Origin of the sequence: Rhodococcus artemisiae (assembly GCF_036327795.1) — a bacterium.
In the GTDB taxonomy this organism is placed as follows: domain Bacteria; phylum Actinomycetota; class Actinomycetes; order Mycobacteriales; family Mycobacteriaceae; genus Rhodococcus; species Rhodococcus artemisiae.
The window spans coordinates 137,922-162,751 of record NZ_JAUTXY010000002.1; the positions used below are offsets into that span (position 1 = coordinate 137,922).

At 64.2% G+C, this 24,830-nt stretch carries 26 protein-coding genes; 15 read left to right on the forward strand and 11 right to left on the reverse strand.

All coding sequences use genetic code 11. The features are described 5' to 3' along the window. Positions 1 to 16: 16 nt before the first annotated feature. From Q7514_RS04915 to Q7514_RS04940, 6 genes are all read right to left on the reverse strand, one after another. Entirely contained in the window at positions 17 to 325 is a 309-nt protein-coding gene (locus Q7514_RS04915; protein WP_330132141.1) for a DUF1330 domain-containing protein, read from the reverse strand. A gap of 147 nt (positions 326 to 472) precedes the next feature. Next, on the reverse strand, positions 473 to 661 hold the full coding sequence (locus Q7514_RS04920) for a ferredoxin (protein ID WP_054720334.1): 189 nt from the start codon (positions 659 to 661) through the stop codon (positions 473 to 475). Continuing rightward, entirely contained in the window at positions 658 to 1,980 is a 1,323-nt protein-coding gene (locus tag Q7514_RS04925; protein ID WP_408016036.1) for a cytochrome P450, read from the reverse strand. Before Q7514_RS04925 ends, Q7514_RS04920 begins: the two co-directional genes overlap by 4 nt. A gap of 356 nt (positions 1,981 to 2,336) precedes the next feature. Next, a complete protein-coding gene (locus Q7514_RS04930; RefSeq protein WP_330132139.1) occupies positions 2,337 to 2,660 on the reverse strand; it encodes a hypothetical protein in 324 nt (107 codons plus the stop codon). Further along, positions 2,644 to 3,924 (reverse strand): aromatic ring-hydroxylating oxygenase subunit alpha, encoded by a 1,281-nt coding sequence (locus Q7514_RS04935; protein WP_330132140.1) that lies wholly within the window; start codon positions 3,922 to 3,924, stop codon positions 2,644 to 2,646. Before Q7514_RS04935 ends, Q7514_RS04930 begins: the two co-directional genes overlap by 17 nt. A gap of 4 nt (positions 3,925 to 3,928) precedes the next feature. Further along, positions 3,929 to 4,465, reverse strand: coding sequence for a carboxymuconolactone decarboxylase family protein (locus Q7514_RS04940; RefSeq protein WP_330132142.1), 537 nt, complete (start codon positions 4,463 to 4,465; stop codon positions 3,929 to 3,931). Between the two features lie 308 nt (positions 4,466 to 4,773). On the opposite strand from Q7514_RS04940, the gene Q7514_RS04945 reads away from it, so the two are divergent. From Q7514_RS04945 to Q7514_RS04970, 6 genes are all read left to right on the forward strand, one after another. Continuing rightward, positions 4,774 to 5,082: a hypothetical protein gene (locus tag Q7514_RS04945; protein WP_330132143.1), complete on the forward strand. Its 309-nt coding sequence runs from the start codon at positions 4,774 to 4,776 to the stop codon at positions 5,080 to 5,082. A gap of 98 nt (positions 5,083 to 5,180) precedes the next feature. Then, positions 5,181 to 6,347, forward strand: coding sequence for an acyl-CoA dehydrogenase family protein (locus Q7514_RS04950; protein ID WP_330132638.1), 1,167 nt, complete (start codon positions 5,181 to 5,183; stop codon positions 6,345 to 6,347). Continuing rightward, positions 6,347 to 7,552, forward strand: a complete 1,206-nt coding sequence (locus Q7514_RS04955; RefSeq protein WP_330132144.1) for a CaiB/BaiF CoA transferase family protein — start codon at positions 6,347 to 6,349, stop codon at positions 7,550 to 7,552. Before Q7514_RS04950 ends, Q7514_RS04955 begins: the two co-directional genes overlap by 1 nt. Positions 7,553 to 7,606: 54 nt before the next feature. After that, entirely contained in the window at positions 7,607 to 8,755 is a 1,149-nt protein-coding gene (locus Q7514_RS04960) for a thiolase family protein (RefSeq protein WP_330132145.1), read from the forward strand. Between the two features lie 115 nt (positions 8,756 to 8,870). Next, positions 8,871 to 9,470, forward strand: a complete 600-nt coding sequence (locus Q7514_RS04965) for a TetR/AcrR family transcriptional regulator (RefSeq protein ID WP_330132146.1) — start codon at positions 8,871 to 8,873, stop codon at positions 9,468 to 9,470. Positions 9,471 to 9,499: 29 nt separating this feature from the next. Further along, positions 9,500 to 9,964, forward strand: a complete 465-nt coding sequence (locus tag Q7514_RS04970) for a hypothetical protein (RefSeq protein WP_330132147.1) — start codon at positions 9,500 to 9,502, stop codon at positions 9,962 to 9,964. Between the two features lie 96 nt (positions 9,965 to 10,060). On the opposite strand, the gene Q7514_RS04975 is transcribed toward Q7514_RS04970, so the two are convergent. The 4 genes from Q7514_RS04975 to Q7514_RS04990 are packed head-to-tail and all read right to left on the reverse strand — an operon-like array spanning position 10,061 to position 14,134. After that, complete coding sequence (locus Q7514_RS04975) at positions 10,061 to 11,032, reverse strand: NADPH:quinone oxidoreductase family protein (RefSeq protein WP_330132148.1); 972 nt, start codon at positions 11,030 to 11,032, stop codon at positions 10,061 to 10,063. A 5-nt stretch (positions 11,033 to 11,037) separates the two neighbouring features. Next, positions 11,038 to 11,817 carry an enoyl-CoA hydratase-related protein gene (locus Q7514_RS04980; protein WP_330132149.1) on the reverse strand — a complete coding sequence of 260 codons (780 nt, stop codon included), beginning with the start codon at positions 11,815 to 11,817 and terminating at the stop codon, positions 11,038 to 11,040. Next, on the reverse strand, positions 11,814 to 12,836 hold the full coding sequence (locus Q7514_RS04985) for a phosphotransferase family protein (RefSeq protein WP_330132150.1): 1,023 nt from the start codon (positions 12,834 to 12,836) through the stop codon (positions 11,814 to 11,816). Before Q7514_RS04985 ends, Q7514_RS04980 begins: the two co-directional genes overlap by 4 nt. Further along, on the reverse strand, positions 12,833 to 14,134 hold the full coding sequence (locus Q7514_RS04990; protein WP_330132151.1) for an acyl-CoA dehydrogenase family protein: 1,302 nt from the start codon (positions 14,132 to 14,134) through the stop codon (positions 12,833 to 12,835). Before Q7514_RS04990 ends, Q7514_RS04985 begins: the two co-directional genes overlap by 4 nt. 130 nt (positions 14,135 to 14,264) lie before the next feature. On the opposite strand from Q7514_RS04990, the gene Q7514_RS04995 reads away from it, so the two are divergent. Together Q7514_RS04995 and Q7514_RS05000 are read left to right on the forward strand one after the other, a co-directional pair. Continuing rightward, positions 14,265 to 14,684, forward strand: coding sequence for a VOC family protein (locus Q7514_RS04995; protein ID WP_330132152.1), 420 nt, complete (start codon positions 14,265 to 14,267; stop codon positions 14,682 to 14,684). 67 nt (positions 14,685 to 14,751) lie between these two features. Beyond that, positions 14,752 to 15,588, forward strand: coding sequence for an SDR family oxidoreductase (locus Q7514_RS05000; RefSeq protein WP_330132153.1), 837 nt, complete (start codon positions 14,752 to 14,754; stop codon positions 15,586 to 15,588). Positions 15,589 to 15,605: 17 nt separating this feature from the next. On the opposite strand, the gene Q7514_RS05005 is transcribed toward Q7514_RS05000, so the two are convergent. Next, positions 15,606 to 16,271: a TetR/AcrR family transcriptional regulator gene (locus Q7514_RS05005; RefSeq protein WP_330132154.1), complete on the reverse strand. Its 666-nt coding sequence runs from the start codon at positions 16,269 to 16,271 to the stop codon at positions 15,606 to 15,608. Between the two features lie 136 nt (positions 16,272 to 16,407). Between Q7514_RS05005 and Q7514_RS05010 the strand changes: the two genes are divergently transcribed. The 7 genes from Q7514_RS05010 to Q7514_RS05040 all read left to right on the forward strand — a co-directional run bounded on the left by Q7514_RS05010 (position 16,408) and on the right by Q7514_RS05040 (position 24,820). Continuing rightward, entirely contained in the window at positions 16,408 to 17,706 is a 1,299-nt protein-coding gene (locus Q7514_RS05010; RefSeq protein ID WP_330132155.1) for a hypothetical protein, read from the forward strand. A 6-nt stretch (positions 17,707 to 17,712) separates the two neighbouring features. Then, a complete protein-coding gene (locus Q7514_RS05015) occupies positions 17,713 to 19,116 on the forward strand; it encodes an acyl-CoA reductase (protein ID WP_330132156.1) in 1,404 nt (467 codons plus the stop codon). Next, positions 19,109 to 20,122, forward strand: a complete 1,014-nt coding sequence (locus tag Q7514_RS05020; protein WP_330132157.1) for an aldo/keto reductase — start codon at positions 19,109 to 19,111, stop codon at positions 20,120 to 20,122. Before Q7514_RS05015 ends, Q7514_RS05020 begins: the two co-directional genes overlap by 8 nt. A gap of 34 nt (positions 20,123 to 20,156) precedes the next feature. After that, positions 20,157 to 21,575 (forward strand): aldehyde dehydrogenase family protein, encoded by a 1,419-nt coding sequence (locus Q7514_RS05025; protein WP_330132158.1) that lies wholly within the window; start codon positions 20,157 to 20,159, stop codon positions 21,573 to 21,575. A gap of 43 nt (positions 21,576 to 21,618) precedes the next feature. Beyond that, positions 21,619 to 22,083, forward strand: coding sequence for a carboxymuconolactone decarboxylase family protein (locus Q7514_RS05030; protein WP_330132159.1), 465 nt, complete (start codon positions 21,619 to 21,621; stop codon positions 22,081 to 22,083). Next, positions 22,080 to 23,033, forward strand: a complete 954-nt coding sequence (locus tag Q7514_RS05035) for an NAD(P)-dependent oxidoreductase (protein WP_330132160.1) — start codon at positions 22,080 to 22,082, stop codon at positions 23,031 to 23,033. Before Q7514_RS05030 ends, Q7514_RS05035 begins: the two co-directional genes overlap by 4 nt. Positions 23,034 to 23,260: 227 nt before the next feature. Then, a complete protein-coding gene (locus Q7514_RS05040) occupies positions 23,261 to 24,820 on the forward strand; it encodes an acyl-CoA synthetase (RefSeq protein WP_330132161.1) in 1,560 nt (519 codons plus the stop codon). The last annotated feature ends 10 nt before the right edge of the window (positions 24,821 to 24,830 follow it).

Genomic DNA, 24,830 nt, shown 5'->3' on the forward strand with positions numbered 1-24,830 from the left:
CGAGGCGGTGCGGCGTTCACCTGCCGGGCAACGGCATCTCGAAGCCCTCCAGAATGACGGCATTGCAGTCGGCAGCGGCCTGACGCAGCGGCAGTGCCTTCTGGTACTCCTCCGACTCGTACCACCTTCGCGCTGCCTCGACGGACTCGAACTCCAGGACGACCGTCCGCTGACCGTGCCATTCGCCCTCGAGTACCTGCGGCTCGGCAACGGCAAGAACGGCGGCGCCCGCCCGTGCGATGGACGGGCCCGAGAGTGCGCTGTAGGCGGCCATGCCGTCCTGGTCCCTGATGGCCTCGGTCAGAACGACGTATCCCTTGGGCATGGATGCTCCTCGGTGTGAAGTGGGGTTCGAGAATGGGTAAGTGCGTCCACGCGGTGATGCGCAGTTGCGTTGTCGCACACTACGACAAACGCCCGCCCCCACGGTCGGAACCGTGAGGGCGGGCGTGGCGTTCGGTGTGGAGTCGGTCTACGAGATCGAGATTGCGCGCTCGGGGCAGCTTGCAACGGCTTCGCGAACATTGTCCTCGTGCTCGGCCGGGACCTCGGACACGAGCGTCACGGCGTAGCCGCCGTCGCTCAGTTCGAAGACCTCCGGGCAGAGCGCGAGGCAGAAGCCGTGGCCACGGCACGCATCATCGTCGACGTGGACCTTCACTTGGCGTCACCCTCCGCGACGGTTCCCTTGTTGTCGCCATCCGCGACGGTGTACTCCAGATTGAGGTTCAGCAGACCGCGAAGGATGAAGGTCGGCAGGTAGTCGAACTTGCGATCGCCCTCCGGGCCGTGCACCTCTTCGGACAGCGCGATATTGGTGGTCCGCTCGAGGAGACGCTGGAGACCCACCCGACCCTCCGTACGGGCCAGAGGTGCGCCGGGGCACGCATGGACACCGCGGCCGAATGCGATGTGGGTACGCGCATTGCGGCGCTCGAGGTCGAATTCCTCCGGGTCGGAGAACTGCCGGGAGTCGCGGTTGGCCGCGCCGTTCAGGAGCATGAGGATGGTGCCCGCGGGAACGTCGACACCGCCGACCTCGGTCGGAGTCTTGGAGAGTCGGAAGTCGCCCTTGATCGGGCTCTCCATCCGCAGTGCCTCCTCGATGAAGTTCGGGATCTTGTCCGGGTCGTCGCGGAGGGCCTGCTGAATCTCGGGATTCTCGGTGATGATCCGGAGCGCGGAGCTCAGCAGTCGTACCGTGGTCTCCTGTCCGGCGGAGAAGACGTTCGCCGCGATGCGGAGGACATCATCGACCGGGGGAAGCGTGCCGTCGGGGAATGTCGCGGTCGCGAGCCCCGTCAGGACGTCGTCCGTGGGGTTCGCACGACGATCCTCGATGTACTCGCCGAACTTCTTGTAGAGGAATTCGAGCGGGTTCAGCTTCAGCGTCTCGCCTTCGGTGCTGCCGAGTGAGAAGCCCCCTTCCGTCGCCAGATTCAGGCCGGCAATGAACTCCGCGTGGTCGCTCTCCGGGACGCCGAGGAGGTCGGCGATGACGAGCATCGCGAAGGGACCTGCGAATTCGCTGATGTAGTCGCCTTCACCCTTGGCCAGGATGTTGTCGAGGAGCTTGTCGGCCAGACGGTAGATGAACTCTTCGTTCTCCTTGAGGCGCTTGGGGGTGATCAGGCGCATCAACAGGCCGCGATGATCCGCGTGCTGCGGTGGGTCCATCGTGGGGAGCTGATCGTTCATCGGCAGCGAAGGGCGGTGCTCCTCGATCAGATCGGAGATGTCGTCGCTCTCGGCCGGGAGCGGGAAGCCCGAGAACGGACCGGTCACCGAGATGCAAGAGGAGTACGACTTCTCATCGCTGAGGACCTGGATTGCTTCCTCGTATCCGGTCACCATCATGACGTTCATGTGCGGCTCGCGCTTGACGGGGCAGCTCGCGCGCATCGCGTCGTAGTACGGGTTGGGGTCGCCGACGAACTCAGGGTCGGTGAAGAAGTTCTTCGTCTCGATGTCGGTCATCATTTCCTCTCGAGAAACAAGCTTCGGGCTGTGGCCGAGCGCGGCCCCGGGTCGCAGCCTGTGCCGCGCCGACGCCGAGTCTCGTCGCACATCAAATCACGCTCCCCCGAGGGGCTCACCTAGGGATGTTTCGTACATATCGGACTTGTGAGCTGAAACAAGGAAACAGAGCCCGCAATGTAATTGATCTTGGTGATTCCCCTCGACGGGTCCAGCATCCTATGACTGGCGTCATAAGTGTAGAGCCCGCAAATGCAGTCGTGGCCGTGCTCGAACGACGGCTGTCGTTCGAGCACGGGCACGACTTGTGCGGGTGCAATTGCTATCTCGCAGGTCTTGTTCTCACCGGGCGGCCTACCTCACACCACCGGTTCTTTGGTGATTTCGGCCCAGGCGGCGCCGCTGTCGGGGACGCGGGGCTGTTTCCAGACTTCGACGGGGAAGGAGACCATGACCAGTGATTGCATCAGGTGCATGAGGGTGCGGGCGTCGTCGGGGAGGTCGTCGAGGTCGAATTTGTCGCAGTAGGCGATGGCGTCCTCGAGGCGGGGGAAGGCGGCGTTGTAGAACTGCTGCATCTCCGGCATGGTCGAGGCGAGGCGCTTGGCGTACCGCTCGGGTTCGGTGGCCAGGTCCCAGTCGATGTAGGGCTCGAGGTCGGCGAAGTCAGTTGGCAGAGGCATCGCGGTGCTCCTTGACGTAGTCTGCGACGGTTTTGTGGAGGTGGCGCAGGAGCAATTCCTGGTCGCAGAGGGGGAATTCGGTCACCGTGCGGGTGCCGATCATCGTTTGAGTGGCTTCGAGGGTGTTGGCGTCCTGGAGGGCGTATTCCTTGAAGGTCACTGCGGCGAGTTCCTGGGCGAGGCGCTCGCGGGCGTTCTTCGGGGGCACGAAGTAGAGGCTGGCCTCGAAGATGTGCTTGTCGACGGCGGTGGGCCAGTAGGCGTAGGTCAGGTACCAGCCCGGCTTCCAGATGAGCAGGGTCATGTTGGGGAAGAATTCGAAGGAGTCCTGGCCCCAGCTGTGGAATCCGGTGGGGTTCAGGGCTGTGGGGAGTTGGTCGTCGGTGAGGCCGTCGATGTCGGGTTGGTCCCAGGGGCCGAACAGGCCCGAGCGCAGGACGCGTTCGATGGGCTTGACCATGTTGAGGTCCTTGGGCGGTGCCATGCCGCCCCAGGAGGAGATCATCGAGTGCGGGGGCTGCAGGTCGTAGTGCAGGGCTTCGTAGCCGTAGCCGGCGAGCTTGTCTGCTTCGTCTTTGACTGCCTGCTTCATGTGCAGGATGGGTGCGTGGTAGAACTCGGCGAAGGCGTCGATGAACAGCTTCCAGTTGGCGTTGATTTCGGAGCGGTAGCTGTAGACCTCGGTCATTTCGCCGAAGGGGTAGCCTTCGAGGCCCTTGGCGAAGGTGCCGAGGTAGTCGACCAGGGGGATGGCGGCCGGGTCGAGGTTGATGTAGATGAACCCTTCCCACGTTTCGCAGCGCACGTCCTTGAGGCCGTAGTCGGCCTTGTCGAGGTCGAAGAATTCGCCTTCTTGCTGGACGAAGGTGAGTTCGCCTTCGAGGCTGTAGCGCCAGGCGTGGTACTTGCAGGTGAATTGCTTGCAGCTGCCGGCGGTTTCCTCGTTGGGGTAGTCGTTCCAGACGAGTTTGTTGCCGCGGTGGCGGCAGACGTTGTGGAAGGCTCGGATTTTGTTGTCGTTGCCTTTGACGATGATCAGGGAGGTGCCGGGTCCGGCGGAGGGGAGTTCTTTGGTGAAGTAGCTGCCGACGCGGGGGAGTTGTTCGACGCGGCCGACGTAGAGCCAGGTGCGCTTGAAGATTGCTTCGCGTTCGGCTTCGAAGTAGGCGGGGTCGATCGAGTCGGTGTAGTCGACCGGGGCGGTACCGATGTCTGGGTAGTTCTCGGTCCAGCTGCCTGCGGCCGGTTTGGTGAAGTGTGGCAAGGCTCTACCTTTCGCTTTCGAACTCGATGCCGAATGTGTTGTAGGCCATGGCCAACAGGCCGTATCCGCCTACGGTGAAGATGAAGTCCATGCGCTGCTGCTCGCTGAGGTGTTCTCCGAGCGCGTTCCAGGTCTGTTCGGACAGCGCGGTGTTCTTGTGGAGTTCGTCGACTGCCGAGAGGAGGCGGTTCTCGAACTCGTCCTCAGCGGTGCCGGCCAGTGCGGCCTCGATCTCCGGGCGGGTCAGTCCGCCTTCTTCCTCTGCCATCCGGATGTGATGGCTGCGCTCGTACTCGCACTCGTACACCTGTGCTACGCGCAGGATCGTCATCTCGCGCAGCCGTGGCGACAGCGTCGACCGGAAGAGCAGGTGCACGCTGAATCCGAGGAATGCTTTGGTCAGCTCCGGATGGCGGACGAGCGTCGCCATGGCAGTGCCTGCGTCTTCCGGATTGCGCATGTGCCGGGGCATCAGCCCCTTCAGTGCGAAATCGACACGCTCGTCCCATTGGTCTGCCGGCAGCGGGGGCACTAGGGCCATGCCGAACTCCTCTTCTTGAGAATGCCATTCTCGTTTACGAACGGTAGATTCTCACGACTCGCGGGGATAGTCAACATACGGTCGTGGAGTCTCCGTAATTGCAGGTAGTGAGGGTGGATCCGTCGCTGATCGATGAGGCACCTTCCCTCCGATTGTGCAGGCCGGTCGGTTGTGGACGTTGGACCCCAATGGAATGAGCATATTGATTCTCCGGATGCGAGAAGATAGTTTCCTTAATGTGAGAGCACCTGCGTGCGATCGTCCATGACTCGACGCGCGCAGACCGCCTGCCGAAAGAGAGGTTTCCCGTGACTGCAACCCTGCGCCCTGGTGGGCAACTTGCCAGCACCGTCTGCACCACCCGTGTGGTGGTCGTGCGTGCACCTGCTGAAGGCGTGCAGGAGATCACGTGCGGCGGAAGCCCGATGGTTGCGGCTCCTCCCGGCAAGCCGGATTCCAAGCCCGACGGCGACGTGATCACCCTTCTCGGTAAGCGTTACGTCGACGCCGACGGGTCGATCGAGGTGCTGTGCACGTCACCCGGAACCGGGGAACTGTCGTACGGCGGCACCCCGATGACGATCAAGGCGGCCAAGGCGTTGCCCGCCTCCGACTGATTCGCTCGATCGCAATCTGAAGATAGGCCGGACGTGCTGCCGCAGTGGCGCAGTTCGCGGCCCCGCAACGACGGCATGAGGTGTCGACTATGGGTGGAATGAGCTTCGCGCTGAGTGAGGATCAGGAGCTGATCCGCAAATCCGTTGCCGAGCTGATGAAGAACTTCGACGACCAGTACTGGATGGAAAAGGATCTCGCGCACGAGTTCCCGACGGAGTTCTACAAGACGCTCGCCGACGGCGGCTGGATGGGCATCACGATGCCCGAGGAGTACGGCGGTCACGGTCTCGGCATCACAGAGGCCACCATCCTGCTCGAGGAGATCGCACGGTCCGGCGGTGCGATGAATGCCGCGAGCGCAATCCACCTGAACATCTTCGGGATGCAGCCCGTCGTCAAACACGGTTCGGACGAGATGAAGGCGCGCACACTGCCCCGCATCGTCAATGGCGATCTGCACGTCTGCTTCGGCGTGACCGAACCGGGTGCCGGCCTCGACACGTCACGCATCACGACATTCGCGAAGCGCGACGGCGACCACTACGTCGTCAACGGCCGCAAGGTATGGATCTCCAAGGCTGCCGAGTCGGAGAAGATCCTGCTTCTGACCCGTACTCAGCGTTACGACGAGGTCGAGAAGAAGACCGACGGCATGACGCTGTTCCTGACAGACATCGACCGCAGCAAGATCGACATCCGTCCCATCCGGAAGATGGGACGCAACGCGGTCACCTCCAACGAACTGTTCATCGACAACCTCCGAATCCCTGTGGAGGATCGTATCGGTGAAGAAGGGCAGGGGTTCAAGCTACTGCTCGACGGTCTCAATCCCGAGCGTATGTTGATCGCGTCCGAAGCTCTCGGCATCGGCCGTGTCGCGCTCGACAAGGCCGTGAAGTACGGCAACGAACGCGAAGTGTTCGGGCGCCCCATCGGCATGAACCAGGGTATCCAGTTCCCCCTCGCCGATGCGCTTGCACACCTCGATGCGGCCGAACTCGTCCTGCGCAAGGCCACCTGGCTCTACGACAACGGCAAGCCGTGTGGCCGCGAGGCCAATACCGCCAAATATCTCTGTGCGGAAGCAGGTTTCGCCGCCGCAGATCGGGCACTGCAGACCCACGGCGGAATGGGCTATTCCGAGGAATACAACGTCTCGCGCTACTTCCGTGAGGCACGGGTGATGCGCATCGCCCCGGTCAGTCAGGAGATGATCCTGAACTATCTGGGATCCCACACCCTCGGACTGCCGAGGAGCTACTGATGGAGGCCCCGCTCGCCGGGGTCACCGTCGTGACCCTCGAACAAGCGGTCTCCGCGCCGATGTGCACTCGCGTCCTCGCCGACTTCGGCGCGCGTGTGATCAAGGTCGAGAATCCCAAGGGTGGCGATTTCGCTCGCGACTACGACGACGTCGTCAACGGAATGGCTGCGCACTTCGTCTGGGCCAATCGCGGCAAGGAATCGATCGCCCTCGACCTGAAGACCGGGGGCGGTCTGCGGGCGCTCCACACCCTGCTGGCGCGCGCAGATGCCCTCGTATCGAACCTTGCACCCGGAGCCATGGCGCGGTTGGGACTTTCGTCCGAGGATCTGGCCGAGAAGTATCCGGACCTGATTGCGGTCGAGATCGACGGATATGGCCCCGACGGGCCGTTGTCGCACAAGCGCGCGTACGACCTGCTCATCCAAGCCGAGTCGGGAGCATGCTCCGTCACCGGCTTCCCTGGGCAGCCCGCGAAGCCGGGTCCGCCGGTCGCGGACATCAGCACCGGGTTGTATTCGGCGTTGTCGATCCTCGCGTTGCTGTGCGGGCGGGAACGCAACCGGGGCCGCGGCGGCGGACTGTCGAAGGTGTCGGTGAGCCTGTTCGACACGATGGCAGACATCATGGGCTACCCCCTGACGTACACCCGCTACTCGGGTGTCGAACAGCAACCTCTCGGAATGAGCTCGCCGGCGGTCGCACCGTACGGTTCGTATCGCACCGCCGACGACCGGATCGTCGTGCTCGGCACGACCAACGACCGTGAGTGGCAGCGTCTGGCGCGCGAGATCATCCAGCGCGACGACCTCGCCGACGACGAGCGGTTCTCGACCAACGCGGCACGGTGCGAGCACCGCGCGGAGCTCGACGAGGCCATCGCCACGTGGTGCGCACAGCACCCGCTCGACCACGTACAGAAGATCGCCGACGAGGCGGGTATCGGCAATTCGCGCTACAACACGCCGCGCGAGGTCATCGATCATCCGCACTTGGCCGCCCGTAATCGTTGGCGGACGGTCGGGAGCCCGAACGGGCCCGTGGAGGCAATTCTGCCGCCACCGGTGATCGAAGGCTACGAGCCGCCGATGGCGCCGGTACCCGGTCTCGGTGAGCACACGGACACGGTTCTCGCGGACTTCGGTCTCCGCCCCGACGAGATCGATCTTCTGCGTGAGCAGGGCGCGATCGGGTCGGTGCAATGACGATCGATGTTCGGCAGATGACCGGCAAGAACACTTGGACCCAGGAGAATTCGAATGCGTGAAGTGGTCATTGCTGCGGCCGTCCGGACCCCGGTGGGTAAGCGCAACGGTGGGCTGGCCGGGGTGCACCCGGCAGACCTGTCGGCGCTCGTGCTCGAGGCGCTGGTCGAACGCACCGGTCTCGATCCTGAGATCGTCGACGACGTCATCTGGGGTTGCGTGTCGCAGGTGGGTGACCAGTCGAGCAATATCGGCCGCTACTCGGTGCTCGCCGCCGGATGGCCGGAGTCCATCCCCGGCACCACGATCAACCGGGCGTGCGGGTCGAGTCAGCAGTCGATCGATTTCGCGGCTCAGGCGGTGATGTCGGGGCAGCAGGACGTGGTTGTCGCCGGTGGTGTCGAGGTCATGAGCCGGGTTCCACTGGGCTCGGCGCGCGCATCGGGGCAACCGTACGGGCCCCGGGCGCTCGCACGCTACGACGGGTTCGCGTTCAACCAGGGAATCTCCGCCGAGAAGATCGCCCAGAAGTGGGGATTCTCGCGCACTCGACTCGACGAATACTCGACGACCTCGCATGAGCGCGCCGCTGCGGCGCAGGATCGCGGGGCGTTCGAGGCGCAGATCGTTCCGGTGGTCACCGACGAGGGCACGGTCAGCGTTGACGAGGGCATCCGTCGCGGCACCACGGTCGAGAAGCTCGCGGGCCTGAAGCCCGCATTCGCCGACGACGGCGTGATCCACGCCGGTAACTCGTCGCAGATTTCCGACGGCGCCGCTGCGCTGTTGGTGACCACGCCGGAGAAGGCTCAGGAGCTGGGTTTGACCCCGCTCGTCCGTTATCGGGCGGGTGCGGTGGCGGGCGCCGATCCGGTACTCATGCTCACCGGCCCGATCCCGGCTACCGAGAAGGCGCTCGTGAAGGCGGGGATCGGTCTGAAGGATGTCGGAGTCTTCGAAGTCAACGAGGCATTCGCGTCGGTTCCGCTGGCGTGGCTCGCCGAGACCGGTGCCGATGCGGAGCTGGTCAACCCCCTCGGCGGGGCGATCGCGCTCGGGCATCCGCTCGGAGGTTCCGGTGCCGTACTGATGACCCGGATGATTCATCACATGCGCGACAACGGAATTCGATACGGTCTCCAGACCATGTGTGAAGGCGGCGGAACCGCGAACGCCACCGTCGTCGAACTACTGGGTACGTAGGGTTTCACGCAGTGTGATCCAGTGAGGAAAATTCTCGGTCTGAGACCCTTGTCACATCCGGGAAACCGACCTAATGTGTGTTCAGTAGGTTGGGGACGTGAAGGAGAGGGGCAGCGTGCAACGGGCGTACGACACGCTTCTCGCCAAGGGTGAGGACCGCAGGGAGCTGATTCTCAGCGCAGCTCAGCGGTTGTTGGCGAGGAACGGGTGGCGCAGCACAAGCCTCGCTCAGATCGCACGGGCCGCGGGCATCACTCCCGCGGGCCTGCTGCATCACTTCCAGTCCAAGGACCAATTGCTGCATGCCGTGCTCGACGCGCGGGATGCAGACGATGATGCACGTGCTGATCGTTCGGGAGATCCCATCGAGCAGATCAGGGGACTGTACTTGCGTTTCGAGAAGTCGCCTGATCTGGTCGGGATGTTTGCAGTACTCCTGATCGAGAACCTGGAGCCGGATGCTCCGCTGCACGATCGCCTACTCGTTCGACACCGGGCCGCGATCGACACAATCGAGGCGGGAATCCGGCGTGGTCAACATGCCGGACGGTATCGGATGGATGTGAACCCAGCCGTCAAAGCGGTGGAAATCGTCGCTTTCCTCAACGGAATGGAAACCTCATGGCTGCTCGATCGTTCGCTCCCGATAGCCGAGATCTTCGAGGACTTCACACAGTCGCTCGAGCAACAGCTCATGCCCACCAGCACAACCTGAGGCATCGCGTCGTCATCGTCGCACCGCGTGTGGTCGATACCGTGCGCAACGCCGGAGGGTGGCTCTACGACCAGGTTCTCGCGGGGTGGGAAGTCACTGTCCTGACCCGAGAGCATCAAGACATCCGCCCCCTCGAGATCCTCGGAGCCCGTGTCGTCGATCTCGACTCTGCTTTGGCGACCGAGAACGGTCTCGTACCCGAGGCGCTGGTGGCATCGGCCGAGCTCTACTCGTCCGACGAACGCATCCGAGCGGGCCTGAACCGTGTACTCGAACGAGGATTGACGAAGTTCAGCATGTGGGGCGATGAGATCCCTGCAGATATCGATGCGCGGTTCTCGGCGTCGGAATACTGTATGAGCAGGGCGGCACAGGTGTTCAAGCGGCATGCGCTCGTCGCAGCGGAGGTCCGTGAGCCCGTGATCGCGCCCACCGAATCCTTCCGGACGTCCGGGTTCACCGCATCGCAGTCGGGGCACCTCACGTCGGTCTGATGTGACCCGGCCGTACGACGAAGACAAGGTTCGACAGCCCAGAAATCACAAACGTCCCGGCTCTCCGATGAGTGCCGGGACGTCGTGTTCGATCGGTCAGGTCGGCTGAAGGTCGATGACCACCTTGCCGACAGCTCGCCCGTTGCCTACCAGTCGGAGAGCATCGACGGTGTCGTCGAGGGAGTACACCGCACCGATGTGGGGCACGGCCCGTCCCGAGAGGAGGAGTTCGACCAATTCTTCCTCCCCTTGCCGGTATTCGTCAGGATCCAGATCCTGGAACTGGAATCCCTGAATTCGAACGCCTTTCACCAGAACGAGATTGAGTGGTATCCGGGGAATGGTCCCGGATGCGTAGCCGACGGTGATGAATCGTCCTCCGCGGCGCAGCGACCGCAGGGCCGGTTCCGACAGGTCGCCGCCGACCGGATCGACGACGACGTCTGCGCCCTCGGGTACGGCATTCTTCAGCAGGGTACGCAGATCACCCGACCGGTGGTCGACGAGATGTTTCGCGCCGTACGACGCCGCAACCTCCAGCTTGTCGGACGACGACGCCACCGCGACGACGGTCGCGGCGAGGACCGCCCCGAGCTGGACCGCGGCGAGGCCCACACCGCCGCCTGCGCCGAGCACGACGAGGGTCTCACCCGGCTGGAGCCGAGCCACCGACCGGAGCGTGTGATAGGCGGTCCGGTGCGCCACGCCGAACGCGGCAGCGGTGCGGTAATCCACACCGTCGGGTATCCGTTTCAGCGACGCGGCCTTTGCTGCTATCTCCTCCGCGAACGCGCCGACGATACCGGTGCCACTCACCCGATCGCCGACGGCGAGGTCGCCGACCTCGCCGTCGACCTCCTCCACGACCCCTGCGAACTCGCTACCGGGCACGAATGGTGGGGGCACGCTGATCTGGTATTTGTCGGCGACGACCAGGACATCGGGGAAATTGACCGCGGCAGCACCGACCCGGACCCGCACCTGTCCCGGTTCGAGAGCGGGAGAGGGACGGTCGCTGATCCGGACCACGTCGGGTTCCCCGTACTCGGAGCAGATCGCTGCGCGCATGCCCGCTACCGCCCTTGCCAGACCGGTGCGCGCTTCTCGATGAACGCGGCGGCACCTTCCTTGGCGTCGTCGCTGGTGAAGACGACGCTCTGCCAATGCCCGAGGCGTTCGTCGGCCCGTGCGGGGTCCGACTGGGCAAGACGAACGAGTTCCTTCACCGCGGACAAGCCCAGCGGGGCGTTCGCGGCGATGCGTTGGGCGAATGCCATCGCAGCCGACTGGACGTCCTCCGGTTCGACGACCTGGTTGATCAGGCCGAGTTCGTATCCGCGCTGCGCCGTGATCAGGTCACCGGTCAGCGTCAGCTCCATGGCAGCGGCCCGCGGGATCCGCGTCCCGAGATTCGTCCCACCGCCTGCGGGGAACAAGCCCCGCTTCACCTCGGGAAGACCGAACTTCGCGGCCGAGGAGGCAACGACGATGTCGGATCCGAGAAGGAGTTCGAGCCCGCCGCCGATCGCGGTGCCGTTGGCAGCGCCGATCACAGGAATATCGGTCTCACCCCTGGCCAACCGTGCGTACGCGGCACCCGGGCCGGAGTCCAGCCCGATCTTCTCGCCGCTCGAGAATGCTCGTAGATCCATGCCCGAGCAGAAGGCGCGGTCGCCGGTGCCGATGAGCACGATCGCCCGGATCTGGGGATCTGCCTCCGCGTCCTCGACGGCTGCGCCGATCCCGTTGATCACGGCGCCGGTCAGCGCATTACGTGCTTCGGGGCGGTTCAGCCGAAGCAAGAGAACCGCGCCGTGTTGTTCTCGTACGAGTCCTTCCACCGGTTCGCTCATCCCTGGTAGTCCGTCGATTCGGCGAGGTCGGCGGCCGACTTCATGAGGTTGGTGATGACCGGACCGTACGACTGCAGCTTCACGTCGTCGCCGGCGCGCTGGAAGCCCTGTTCGAGGACGATGGCGAGCTTCCATTTCGCAAGTACGAGGTAGTAGTCGAGGTCGTCGACCTGGCGGCCGGAGACCTCGGCGTAGTGCGCGAGCATCTGCGAGCGGTTCGGCATCCCGCGCAGATCGACGTAGCTGACCGCGCTGTCTTCGATGGCGTTCGTGTCCTCGGGCCAGTTCATGAGCATCCAGCCGAGATCGAGCTTCGGATCGCCGACGGTTCCCATCTCCCAGTCGACGAGCGCGGCAAGCTTCGCAGGCGCGCCGTCCTTGTACATCACGTTTGCGAACTGGTAGTCACCGTGCATCAGGCCCGGGATGTAGTCGAGCGGGCGGTGATTCTGGAGCCACTTGGTGGCGACGTCCATGCCCTCGATGTCGCGGGCTTTGATCCGTTCGAAGAACCGGGTCCAGCGGTCGACCTGACGATCATGGAAGCCTTCCGGACGTCCGAGATCCTGGAGTCCTTGCGCCTTCCAATCGACCTTCGACAGCAGAGCAATGCCCTCCGCAAGCTGGTAGGCGAGGCCCTTCCGTGCCTCGACGTCGGTGTCGAAGGGTGCGGGCCACGTGCCGCGGTGATCCATCGGGGACCAGCCGTCGACGAATCCCATGAGGTAGAAGGCGCGGCCGAGCACCGAGGTATCCTCGCAGGCGGCGATCGCGGCGGTGTGGGGGACGTCGGTGCCGTCGAGGCCCTGGATGATCCGCCATTCGCGCATGATTCCGTTGTCGCGGTCGGCGGGTGCGGCCGCGGGAGGAATCCGGATGACGCTCGTGAAATCGTCGCGGACCAGCTTGTAGATCTCGTTCTGCGTGCCGCCGGAAAGATAGGTGGCTTCGAGCGGGGCGCCCTTACCGGGCAGTCCACTCTCGTCCATCCACTCGGCGAGTCGTTTCGTGTCGATCACAGGTTCCCCACTTCCAATTCGAGGTATTCGGCGTACTTGGCACGGGCTTCGTCCTGCTTGCGCGGAATCCACTCCGAAGGCCACAGGTCGTCGGTTGCGGTGTAGTCGCGCAAGACTTGCTTGGCGACGGTGGTCTTGTGGACCTCGGTCGGGCCGTCGGCCAGGCCCATCACGGCCGCGCCGTGGATCATCCGGAAGAACGGCATCTCGTTGGTGACGCCGAGCGCTCCGTGTACCTGCATTGCGCGCCAGGCGATGTCGTGGAGCACGGTCGGCATCACGATCTTCGCCGTCGCGATGTCCTTGCGGAGCTTCTTGTAGTCGTTGTATTTGTCGATCTTCCAGGCGGTATGCAGCACGAACAGACGGAACTGTGTCAGCTGTGCATAGGAGTCGGCGATATAGCCCTGGACGGTCTGCTTGTCGGCGAGGCGGCTGCCGGCGGTCTCACGACTCAGCGCGCGCTCGCACATCGTGTCGAGAGCCTTCTGGGCGAGGCCGATGGTGCGCATCGCGTGGTGGATTCGGCCGCCGCCGAGGCGGGTCTGGGCGACGGCGAACGCCTGGCCTTCGCCACCGAGGAGTGCGTCGGCGGGTACCCGCACGTCCTCGTAGTGGATGAGCGCGTGGCTGCCGCCGTTCATCGGTTCGCCGTACAGGCCGACGTTGCGCACGATGTTGATGCCCGGTGTGTCGGCGGGCACGAGGAACATCGACATGCCCTTGTGCACCGGCACCTCGGTGTCGGTCACGGCCATCACGATCAGAAACGAGGCGGTCTTGGCGTTGGAGGAGAAGTACTTCCAACCGTTGATGACCCAGTCGTCGCCGTCCTTGACCGCTTGGGTGCGGAATTGTGCAACGTCGGCGCCGCCTTGCGGTTCGGTCATCGAATACGTGGAGAACAGCTCGCCGTCGAGCAGCGGCTGCAAGTACTTCTTCTTCTGCTCGGGAGTGCCGTAATGCGCGATGATCTCGGCGTTGCCGGTATCGGGTGCCTGGCATCCGAAGACGATCGGTGCCCACGACGAGCGTCCGAGGATCTCGTTGAGCAGTGCGAGTTTGAGCTGTCCGTAGCCCTGTCCGCCCAGTTCTGGGCCGAGGTGTGTGGCCCACAGGCCCTGTTCACGAACCCGCTGCTTGAGCGGATCGATGGCCTTGCGCCGAAGTCCGTCGAGGGGTACGAACTGTTCGTGCTCCCACACCAGGTCCAGGGGCTCGACCTCGTCGCGCACGAAGGCGTCGGCCCAGTCCAGTTTCTCCTGGTATTCGGGGTCGGTTTCGAAGTCCCACGCCATTGCCTGGCTCCTCTCTGATCCAAAGAATATTAATTCCGACTTTCCAGAATGCTATTCTTACACGAGTGAAGACGGTTTGGAACAGTCCGCTACGAAAGGCACCGAGTTGAAAGCCGAAGACCTTTTCCACATGGGCGTCGTGACCGACGACCTGTCCGCGACCAAGACGGAGTTCTCGCAGCTCTTCGGATACGAATGGGGGCCGGAGGTGGGCGGTGAGGTTGCCGTGACGCTCCCGACGGGCGATCGAGTGGTCGACCTGAAATGCGCGTTCTCGATCACCGAACCGCGCATCGAACTCGTCCGGAGTGCATCGGCGCCCCTGTGGGAGTCGGTCCCCGGAATCCACCACCTCGGCTACTGGTCCGACGACGTCGACGCGGATCGCGACGAGTTCGCCGCCCAGGGCTACGGCACGGAGGCGACCCGCCGAGCGCCCGACGGCAGCCTCTTCTTCGCCTTCATGCGCAGCCCATCGGGGCTCCTCCTCGAGTTCGTGACCCGAGTGGCGGAACCGGGGATGTCGCAGTGCTGGGCGGCGTCGCGCTAGGCGTATTGCAGGGTCGGCACATCGAAGCTTGCAGCTCGGCACATCAACCAGGCGAAAAGGGGAAAGTATGGGCAACGTAGGGATCGTGACCGGCGGCGGACGCGGAATGGGGTTTTCATGCGCGGAGCGGATGGTCGGCACCGTAGACACACTGCTGCTCGTCGACATCGATGAAACCTCCGCGAAGGAGGCTGCAGCGCAGTTGTCGTCGGAGCGGACGGTGGTGGAGCCGTTCGTCGCCGATATCGGTGACGCCGAGGCGCTCGGCCCGCTGGCCGACCGCGCGGCCGAGCTCGGGACGCTACGTTCCGTCGCTCACGCTGCGGGAATCTCGCCGACGATGGCCGATTGGCGGAAGATCGTGTCGGTCGATCTCGTCGGCACCGCGCTGCTGGCGCAGGCGCTCCGTCCACTTGCGACCGCAGGCACCGCAATGGTCTATTTCGCCTCCATGGCGCCGTTGATCGGGCGAATGGATCCGGGTCCGGAACTGGGTGCGGTCCTGGATGATCCGCTCGACGGGCAGTTCCTCGACAAACTCCGTGAGATCGTCGGGGAATCGATCGAGCAACCGGGTATCGCCTACTCGTGGGCAAAACACGGGGTGCAGCGATTCGCGCGTGCGGAAGCGGTCCGCCTCGGTGCGGCAGGTGCGCGGGCGAACTCCGTGTCGCCGGGACTGATCGATACTCCGCAGGGGCGTCAGGAGGCGGCGAGCAATCCGCGTATCGCCGACATGCAACGCGCGACGCCACTCGGACGACTCGGGCAGGCCGACGAACTCGCAACGGTCGTGGCGTTCCTGCTGTCGGAGGGTGCGAGTTTCGTCAACGGTATCGACATCCTGGTCGACGGCGGTGTCGTGGCGGCGGTCGATGCGCAACGTGCACACGCTGCGGTGTAGGCGTGTGACAGTGGGTGTCAGTCGGTTCCGGGCCGCAGGCTGCGCAGGAACAGGTGGACCGCGGCACGGATGTGCTCGTCGAGATTTCCACGGATGATCCCGAACGATGCGAGGCGCGCCGGTGCGCCGGCCGCCATGCCGAGAAACAGTTCGGCGAGGGTGTCGGGGTCGTCGGCGACGATGGCGCCGGTGGCCGCATGCCGTCGAAGGAGTTCGGCGACCTGTTTCGTGCGCGGCCAGTACCCGGAACCGAGTGCCTTGCGGGCGATATCGGGGTAGCGGGATGCATAGGCGACCGCTACCTGCTGGAGTTTGATCATCGACGGATCGAGGGCGCGCCGGACGGCGGTGTCGGCGATCGCGGTCAGGGCCGTCTCGAGGTCGTCGAAATCAGGTAACTCGGGTTCGGGCCAGGGCCAATCGCTGCGCGACATGGCCCACCCGAGGACCGACCGGAAGACGTCTTCCTTGGTGGGGAAACGTGCATACAGGGACGGTTTCGTGGTTCCGGCTGCGGTGGCGATGGCGTTCATCGTCGTGCCCTCGTAACCGTTTTCGAGGAACAGTCGAAGTGCGGACTCGCGAACGGCTTCGTCGAGTTTGCCCGCTTCCTCCCTGGTCGGTCGGCCGCCACGGCGCCGACCGGCACTGTCGGCGTGTGGCACATCGTTCACCGGTGTCATAGGTGACGAGTGTGCCAAACAAAATTGCCTCTGGACATAAAACTTTCCCGATGAGTATGGTTATCCGTATTCACTAACTATACCCACAAGTCTAGTTATCTCGGATCTCCCGAAAACTCAACGGCCGGAGGGCACAGTGACAGAAGCGACGATGCAGAAAGACGTCATCGGGACGCTGAACGCGTACTTCCAGGAACGGCGGGAACAGGTACCCGTTCTGACTCAGCGTGCGAACGATCAGGGCATCACCGAAATCCGTTCCCGCGAGGACATCGTTCCTCTGCTCTTCCCCCACACAACCTACAAGAGCTACCCGGAATCGCTGATCGCCAAGGGCAAGTGGGAGCAGATGAACCGGTGGCTCGGTTCCCTTTCCACGCGCCGGGTCGACGACGTCGACGTCTCCGGTGTCAGCGATGTGGACGGTTGGATCGCCGCGCTCGAGAAGGCCGGCCACATGGTGTCGAGTTCGAGCGGAACCAGTGGAAAGGGCTCGTTCCTCAACAAGTCCATCCGCGACTTCGAGGTCAATAAGCAGAACCTGCTCGACTGCTTCGACTCGTTGGGGATGCCACCCGAAACGACATGGCACGTCATCCCCGTCGGACCCGACACCGGACAAGCCCAGCACGCAGCCGTGCGCGATCTGATCATCAATTCGTTCTCCAAGCCCGGTGCGCTCCCGCTGTTCGACGGTCCCGCACCGGAAGGATTCCATCGCTACCTGTCCCGGTTGTCGGCGGTGCGCCGAGCGATGGCCGACGGCACCGCCGCCCCCGACGACATCGCGTCGTTCGAGGCGGAAGCCGCCGAACGTGCGGGGCTCCAGGAACAGAAACTGAACCACTACGCCGACCAGATCATGGCCCGTCGTAACGAGAACATCCTGTTCAGTTCGCAGTTCCCGCAGTTGTATCGACTCGTCGAGGTCCTCCGTGAGCGGGGGGTCAAGGACGGGGAGATCACCGGCATCAACGGTTTGACCAGCGGTGGCGGACTCAAGGGCACGAACCTGCCCGACGATTACCAGGAACAGATCTACCGGATGCTCAACATCGCGCCGGATCGCTTCCTGCACTACTACTCCATGCAGGAACTCAACAACCGCATGTTCAAGTGCCCGGAAGAGGGCCGCTACCACGTGCCGGACGCGATTGTGCTCTTGGTCCTGAACAAGGACGGCGACGCCCTGGCAGAGGCGTCGGGCAACCTGGTCGAAGGCCGGGCCGCGTTCGTCGACACCACCGTCGACGGTCGTTGGGGCGGCACGATCTCCGGCGACAAGATCACCGTCGATCTCGGCCGGTGCCCGTGCGGGCGCGACGGAGAGACCGTGATGCCGACCATCGTGCGGTACTCCGACCTCGGAGACGACGACAAGATCACCTGTGCCGGAACCATGGACGCATACGTCCGCGGAATCGTGGGGGAGTAGAACACCATGACTGCAACTGCACCCACGCGCACCAAGATCAGGGTCCCGCATTTCATCCGAGGCGAGCTCGTCTGGGGCGAGGACAACGAGTACCTCTCCCGTGATTTCGGCGTCCCCTTCGTCACGCCCAAGATCGAATACAACGAGCTGTTCGTGCCCCGGACCGAACCCGGACCGGCTTTCGACGTGCCGATCACGGAGATCATCGACTTCCTCGTCGAGACCGCCGGACAGCTCACCCTGGAGAAGAACCCCTATCTTCAGGAATCGCTCGAAATGACATTGCAGGTCAGCGCACTGCCCAGGCGGATCATCGAGAACACCTTCCAGCGGCCGGGCCGGTTCCTGACCAGGAAGGCCCTCGAGTACCGGCTCGAACGCACTTTCGGCAGCATCGATGTCCTGGACGGATGGGTCGAGAACACCGACCCCAACGGCAGCGTCAGCAGAATCCGCGCCTTCCCTCCGCGACTCGTCCACATGCTCGCCGGCAACTCGCCGAGCGCGGCTATGACGTCGATCGCCGACGCGGCTCTTCTCAAGGCCGTCAACGTGTTCAAGATGCCGTCGGCCGACCCGTTCACCACCGTTGCCGTGCTGCGGACGATGGCCGACATCGCACCCGACCATCCCGTCCTGAAGTCGATCTCCGCGGTCTACTGGCGTGGCGGCGACGAGTCGGTCGAAGGTGTGCTCTACCGCTCGCAGTACTTCGACAAGCTTGTGGCGTGGGGTGGCGGCCCCGCGATCGAGAACGCCGCGAAGTACGCGGGGCCGGGATTCGGCTTGATCTCGTTCGACCCGAAGGTCTCTATGGCAATCGTCGGACGCGAGGCGTTCGAATCGGAGGAGGCGCTGCGGGAGGTCGCCGAACTCGCGGCGGCCGACGCGACGATCTTCAACCAGGATGCCTGCCTCGCAGCGCGACACATCTGTGTCGAGGGTGACGTCGAACAGGTCGACCACTTCTGCGCTCTGTTACACGAGCGTCTCGGCGTGGACCGCGATTTCGCGTCCGCGGTGGGACCGAAACCCGACTCCGAGATCCGCGAGGCAGTCGAAGGCATGCGGTACCTCGAACCCGATTATCGCGTGTGGGGCACGTTCGACGGTTCCGGTCTCGTGGTCCGCTCTCCCGAGATGGTCGACTTCCATCCCAATTTCAAGACCGTCAACGTCATTCCGATCGCGAACCTGCGCGACGCCGCGTCCTACGCGACGGTGGCAACTCAGACGGTCGGTGTCTACCCGAGCCACCGCAAGGCCGAGATCCGTGATCACCTCGCAACCGCGGGTGTACAGCGGATCGTCGAGCTCGGCGGCGCATTGCGCGGCAGCATGGGCGGCCCACACGACGGCATGTACCCACTGCACCGCATGGTGAACTGGGTGGTGGACGACTATGCCTGAGACGACACGACTGCCCGAGACGACACGCAACGCCATTCCGATGAGGGTGCTCGGCCGCTCCGGTGTCAGGGTCAGCGAGTTGTGCCTCGGCACGATGACCTTCGGAACCGAATGGGGTTTCGGCACCGACGAATCGACCAGCCGGAAGATCTACGAAACCTACCGGGAAGCCGGCGGCAACTACGTCGATACCGCGAACAACTACACGAACGGTTCGAGCGAGGAAATCCTCGGGCGGCTCGTGGCGCCGGAGCGCGACTCGGTAGTCGTGAGCACCAAGTACACCTTCCCTACCGACTCCGCAGACCCCAACACGGGCGGAAATCATCGCAAGAGCCTGCGCCGCAGCGTCGAGACGAGCCTTCGCCGCCTCGGCACCGACTACATCGATCTGCTGTGGGTCCACGCGTGGGATCAGTGCACGCCGGTGGACGAGACCCTGCGGGCCCTCGACGACCTGGTGCGGTCGGGCAAAGTGCTCGCGATCGGAGTGTCGAACACGCCGGCCTGGGTGGTATCGCAGTCGGTCGCCATCGCCGAGCTGCGCGGATGGAGTTCGTTCTGCACTATGCAGGTGGAGTATGCGCTCACGGCGCGCACTGCCGAACGCGATCTCCTGCCGATGGCGCGGGCACTGGGGATCGAGGTCTCTGCATGGAGTCCGCTCGGGCGCGGCACTCTCGCCCGACCCATGTCCGAGGAGGCCTTCGCGAAGTTGCCCGCGCCCGTGCAGCGCATCCTCACGGTCACGCGGGAGGTCGCCGGCGAACTCGGTGTCTCACCCGCGCGGGTTGCCCTCGCATGGGTACGCAGGCAAGGGCTTATGCTGTCGATCGGTGCACGTACCGTCGACCAGATCAACGACAATCTGGCGGCATTGGACGTCGAACTCGACGACTCGCATCTGGTGCGGCTCGACGAGGCATCGAAGATCCGCCTCGGTTATCCGCACGAATTCCTGCACGAGCGCCGGGCGATGTTCACACCGGATGCTCTTCGGGCCTGAGCCCGGCAGCCCGCGACTGAGGAAGGCATACACGATGGAGACCCTCGAACACTGGATCGACGGAGCCGTCGCCCCACCCCACGGCGGCGACTACCTTCCTGTGACCGATCCCGCGACCGGTCGCATCGTGCGGCAGATCGCGAACGGCGACAGCTGCGACATCGACACCGCCGTCGCGGCTGCGTCGAGGGCGACAACGGAGTGGTCGAAGATCCCGGCGCTGGCGCGTGGGCGTCTGATCACCGACCTGGGCCGGGCTATTCGTGCGAACAAGTCCGAATTGGCCGAGCTCGAGGTGAGTGAGACGGGTAAGCCGCTCGCCGTCGCCTCGGGTGAAATCGAGAACTCCGCCGTGTATTTCGAGTTCTACGGTGGACTTGTCGGAATGCCAGTCGGGGAGACCCTCGACGTGGCACCCGACCAGCATGTGTTCACCAAGCGTGAGCCATACGGCGTCATCGGCGTCATCACACCGTGGAATGTGCCGCTCAACCAGGCGTCGCGGGCCTGTGCACCCGCGCTCGCCGCAGGCAACACGGTGGTCCTGAAGCCATCCGAGAACACCTCGGCGACCAGCGTGCGGCTCGCGGAACTCGCCACGGAGGTCGGGATTCCAGGCGGCGTGGTCAACATCGTGCTCGGAAACGGACGCGACGCGGGTGCCGCGCTCGCCCAGCACCCCGGGGTCGCGAAGGTTGCATTCACCGGGTCGGTGCCGACCGGTCGCGCTGTCGCGGGGATCGCCGCGGAACGGATCATTCCGGTGACCCTCGAACTCGGCGGCAAGTCGGCGAACATCATCTTCGCCGACGCCGATCTCGATGCCGCCGTTGCCGGGGCGCTGGCGGCGTTCACCGGGAACGCGGGGCAGGTGTGCTCCGCAGGTACCCGCCTGCTCGTGCACCGCGAGGTGCACGATGCGGTCGTACGCCGACTGGTCGACGCGGTGGCTGCCATCCAGGTGGGACGCGACATGGGTCCGATCATCACGCGCGAACAGTTCGGGCGCGTCCAGGAATACTTCAAGGTCGCCGAATCAGAAGGCGTTCGCGCCGAGACCGGCGGCACTGTCTCGACACTCGCCGAGGAGACCGGCGGCTTCTACATCGATCCCACCGTGTACACAGGAGTGGACAACTCGATGCGCATTGCGCGCGAAGAGATCTTCGGTCCCGTCGTCGTAGTTATCCCGTTCGACACCGACGACGACGCGGTCGCGATCGCAGACGACTCGGAGTACGGTTTGATCGCAGGTGTGTGGACCAGGGACGTATCCCGGGCGCTCGCTGTCAGCGACCGCCTGCGCACCGGCCAGGTTTTCGTCAATACGTGGTCGACGGCATCGGTGCAGACCCCGTTCGGTGGATGGAAGAACAGTGGCTACGGGCGCGAGAAGGGCGTCGAAGCACTGCACCACTACGGGCAGGTCAAGTGCGTCACCGTCAAGCTCTGACCACGCACGCGGTGCTGCTGTCCATTCTCGGAAGGAACATGTGATGACCCAGGACTCAGTGACGACCCAGAGAGCAGGGGTGAACGGAGCGTCCGTCGACGACGCGCACCGCGCACTCTTCGACGCCGGACTCACGGTCCGCAGGGAAGTGCTCGGCGACGCCTACGTCGACGCTGCCCTCGAACGCAACGCAGGCTCGGACGGGGAGTCGTTGCAGGAGTATGTCAGTGAATTCGTCTGGGGCGGTGTATGGACGCGCGACGGTCTCGAACGCCGCGACCGATCTCTGTCGACAATCAGCATTCTCATCGCGCTCGGACACCTCCAGGAACTGGCGACGCACGTGCGCGCGGGGCTCGGCAACGGTCTGACCCGCGAGGAGATCACCGAGACCGTCGTCCACGCGACCGCGTATGTGGGTTGTCCCGCGGGTATTTCGGCGATGCGGGTGGTCCAGGAAGTGCTGGTCGCCGAACTCGGCCCGCTCAGCGGGGAGGGCAACGCATGACCGCCGGCCCGGAAACCCCAACGGTCAAGATCGTGCCGTTGCCCGGCAAGACGGTCGGCCATATCGGACTCGGAGCGATGGGACGGCCCATTGCACAGAATTTCGTTGCCGGCGGGCAGCCCACGGTGGTGTTCGACGCCGATCCGACTTCTCAGGAACGGTTCCTCGACGACCACTCCGGTATCCGCGGTGCAGCAAGTCTCGCCGACTTCGCGGACTGCGAGGTCGTGGTCCTGGTGCTTCCGACGAGCGACATCGTCGACGCCGTCGTGCTTTCGGACGAAGGTCTGCTGACACACCTTCGGCCCGGTAGCACGATCATCGACATGGGATCGAGCATCCCCACACGCACCCAGGCACTCGCCGAAGCGGCGGCAGCGAAGGGTATCTCTGTCGTCGACGCCCCGGTCAGTGGCGGTGTTGCGCGTGCCCGGCAGGCCGCGCTCGCCGTGATGGTCGGTGGAGACGCGGCCGCGGTCGATTCGGTGGTCCCCCTGCTGAAGGCGACGGGCAGCGACATCATCCATGTCGGTCCGGTCGGATCCGGCCACGCAGCGAAGGCTCTCAACAACCTGATGGCCGCGAACAATGTGCTCATCGCGGCAGAAGCGCTTCTCGTCGGCCGCAAGTTCGGGATCGATCCCGCTACATTGCTGAGCGTGCTCAACGCGAGCAGCGGACGAAACCAGGCCACCGAGACGAAGTTCGAGAAGTTCGTGTTGTCGCGATCGTTCGACTCGGGGTTTGCGGCGCGTCTGATGCGCAAGGACATCGGAATCGCACTCGACCTCGCGCACGATCAGGAGATCTCACCGCTCCTCGGGGAGACAGTGGGACGGTTGTGGAATGCGGCTGTCGATGAACTCGATCCTGCCGCAGATCAGACGGATGTGGTGCGGTACTTGGAGGAACTCCACCACGTGTCGTTGGAAGACCCTGCCGGTCACTGAGATGAAGAAAAGCCTCGCTCTCCGGGGAGCGAGGCTTTTCGGTCGGAGATGCGGCCCGGTGTGATCGCGTCGGGCCCGACGCCTTTGTTCTTCGGACCTTCCACGAGCAGGCCTTCCATGAGCGCTGCCATGAGAATTGTGCTTCTGCAATCAGGAATGACGTTCTACAGTGGAGGTCATCCGACCTCGGCAATGCCGTCGAGCGGCCGACGTGAGAGCGAGAATCTGTGACGGAGACCGATATTCGATTGACACCGACCGCGCATGCCCACGCGCGCCCGGATACTCCGGCGATCGTGATGGGCGCGAGCGGTGAGACCGTGACCTACGCCCAACTCGAGGAACGGTCGGTGCGGTTCGCCCGCGCGCTCCGGGCTCGAGGGATCATGCCGGGAGACCACATTGCGATCCTCATGGAGAACAACCGGCCCTTCCTCGAAATCTGCTGGGCTGCTCAGCGGTCCGGCCTGTACTACACCGCGATCAACAGGCACTTCAAGCCCGGCGAGGTCCAGCACGTACTCGACGATTGCGGCGCTACCGCGCTGATCACCAGCGACACCGTACGAGACACCGTCGACCGACTCGACCTCGGCAAGATCCTGGTCCGCGTCTGCGCATCCGGCCACATACCGGAATTCGAACGCTACGACGAGGTGCTCGCGCGCGAGACCTCGGAACCGATCGACGAATCCGAGGGGCGCGAGATGCTCTACTCGGGCGGCACCACCGGATTCCCGAAGGGTGTGAGTAAGCCGCTACCCCGCACCGAATTCGGCGACCCGTCGTCGCCGCCCGTGCAGATCGCCAAGGGGCTGGTCATGAGTGGTCCACAGTCGAACGTGGTCTACCTGTCGCCGGCGCCGCTGTATCACTCGTCGCCGCTGGTCTTCTCGATGTCGTGGCAGCGGCTCGGTGGCACCGTCGTGGTGATGGAGAGCTTCGATCCTCGGCGCTGTCTCGAACTCGTCGAGAAGCATCGCGTCACCCATGCCCAGTTCGTCCCCACGATGTTCGTTCGCATGCTCAAACTCCCTGATTCGGAACGCTCCCGATACGACCTGTCGACTCTCCGCTCGGTCATCCACGCTTCCGCGCCGTGTCCGATACCGGTGAAGCGGCAGATGCTGGAATGGTGGGGCCCGATCATCGACGAATACTATTCGGGAACGGAAGATATCGGAACATCGGTAATCACCGCCGCGGAGTGGCTCGCACATCCCGGATCCGTCGGGCGGCCCATGCAGGAATGCCACATCGTCGGTGAGGACGGCGAAGAGTTACCCGACGGGGAGGTCGGCTCGATCTACTTCGCCGGCGGCCGCCCGTTCGAGTACCACAACGATCCCGAGAAGACCGCGTCCGTCACGAACGACAAAGGCTGGCGGACCCTCGGCGACATGGGATATCGCGATGGGGACGGGTATCTCTATCTCACCGATCGGGTCGCATTCATGATCATTTCGGGCGGTGTGAACATCTATCCGCAGGAGACCGAGAACCTGCTCGTCACGCACCCCGCCGTCGCAGATGCCGCGGTGATCGGGGTGCCCGACGACGAGATGGGCGAGGCGGTCAAAGCCGTGGTCCAGCTACTGGATCCGTCGTCGGCAGGGCCGCACTTGGCTGCCGAGCTCATCTCGTTCTGCCGGGCCGAGCTCGCGTCCTACAAGTGCCCGCGCAGCATCGATTTCGTCGGCGAACTCCCACGCGACCCCAACGGAAAGCTGTACAAGCGCCGGTTACGCGACGACTACTGGGCCGGTCACGAGACCCGGGTGATCTGAAACCTGCCGG

Bases quoted from the DNA above. Each gene is read 5' to 3' on its own strand.
- Q7514_RS04925 (WP_408016036.1), bottom strand. From the start codon at position 1,980: ATGATGACCGACATCGAGACGAAGAACTTCTTCACCGACCCTGAGTTC.
- Q7514_RS05030 (WP_330132159.1), top strand. From the start codon at position 21,619: ATGACCCAGGACTCAGTGACGACCCAGAGAGCAGGGGTGAACGGAGCG.
- Q7514_RS04980 (WP_330132149.1), bottom strand. From the start codon at position 11,817: ATGAGCGAACCGGTGGAAGGACTCGTACGAGAACAACACGGCGCGGTT.
- Q7514_RS04955 (WP_330132144.1), top strand. From the start codon at position 6,347: ATGGAGGCCCCGCTCGCCGGGGTCACCGTCGTGACCCTCGAACAAGCG.
- Q7514_RS04995 (WP_330132152.1), top strand. From the start codon at position 14,265: ATGGGCGTCGTGACCGACGACCTGTCCGCGACCAAGACGGAGTTCTCG.
- Q7514_RS04940 (WP_330132142.1), bottom strand. From the start codon at position 4,465: ATGGCCCTAGTGCCCCCGCTGCCGGCAGACCAATGGGACGAGCGTGTC.
- Q7514_RS05025 (WP_330132158.1), top strand. From the start codon at position 20,157: ATGGAGACCCTCGAACACTGGATCGACGGAGCCGTCGCCCCACCCCAC.
- Q7514_RS04960 (WP_330132145.1), top strand. From the start codon at position 7,607: ATGCGTGAAGTGGTCATTGCTGCGGCCGTCCGGACCCCGGTGGGTAAG.
- Q7514_RS04950 (WP_330132638.1), top strand. From the start codon at position 5,181: ATGAGCTTCGCGCTGAGTGAGGATCAGGAGCTGATCCGCAAATCCGTT.
- Q7514_RS05015 (WP_330132156.1), top strand. From the start codon at position 17,713: ATGACTGCAACTGCACCCACGCGCACCAAGATCAGGGTCCCGCATTTC.
- Q7514_RS04915 (WP_330132141.1), bottom strand. From the start codon at position 325: ATGCCCAAGGGATACGTCGTTCTGACCGAGGCCATCAGGGACCAGGAC.
- Q7514_RS05005 (WP_330132154.1), bottom strand. From the start codon at position 16,271: ATGACACCGGTGAACGATGTGCCACACGCCGACAGTGCCGGTCGGCGC.
- Q7514_RS05035 (WP_330132160.1), top strand. From the start codon at position 22,080: ATGACCGCCGGCCCGGAAACCCCAACGGTCAAGATCGTGCCGTTGCCC.
- Q7514_RS04930 (WP_330132139.1), bottom strand. From the start codon at position 2,660: ATGCCTCTGCCAACTGACTTCGCCGACCTCGAGCCCTACATCGACTGG.
- Q7514_RS05020 (WP_330132157.1), top strand. From the start codon at position 19,109: ATGCCTGAGACGACACGACTGCCCGAGACGACACGCAACGCCATTCCG.
- Q7514_RS05000 (WP_330132153.1), top strand. From the start codon at position 14,752: ATGGGCAACGTAGGGATCGTGACCGGCGGCGGACGCGGAATGGGGTTT.
- Q7514_RS04975 (WP_330132148.1), bottom strand. From the start codon at position 11,032: ATGCGCGCAGCGATCTGCTCCGAGTACGGGGAACCCGACGTGGTCCGG.
- Q7514_RS04990 (WP_330132151.1), bottom strand. From the start codon at position 14,134: ATGGCGTGGGACTTCGAAACCGACCCCGAATACCAGGAGAAACTGGAC.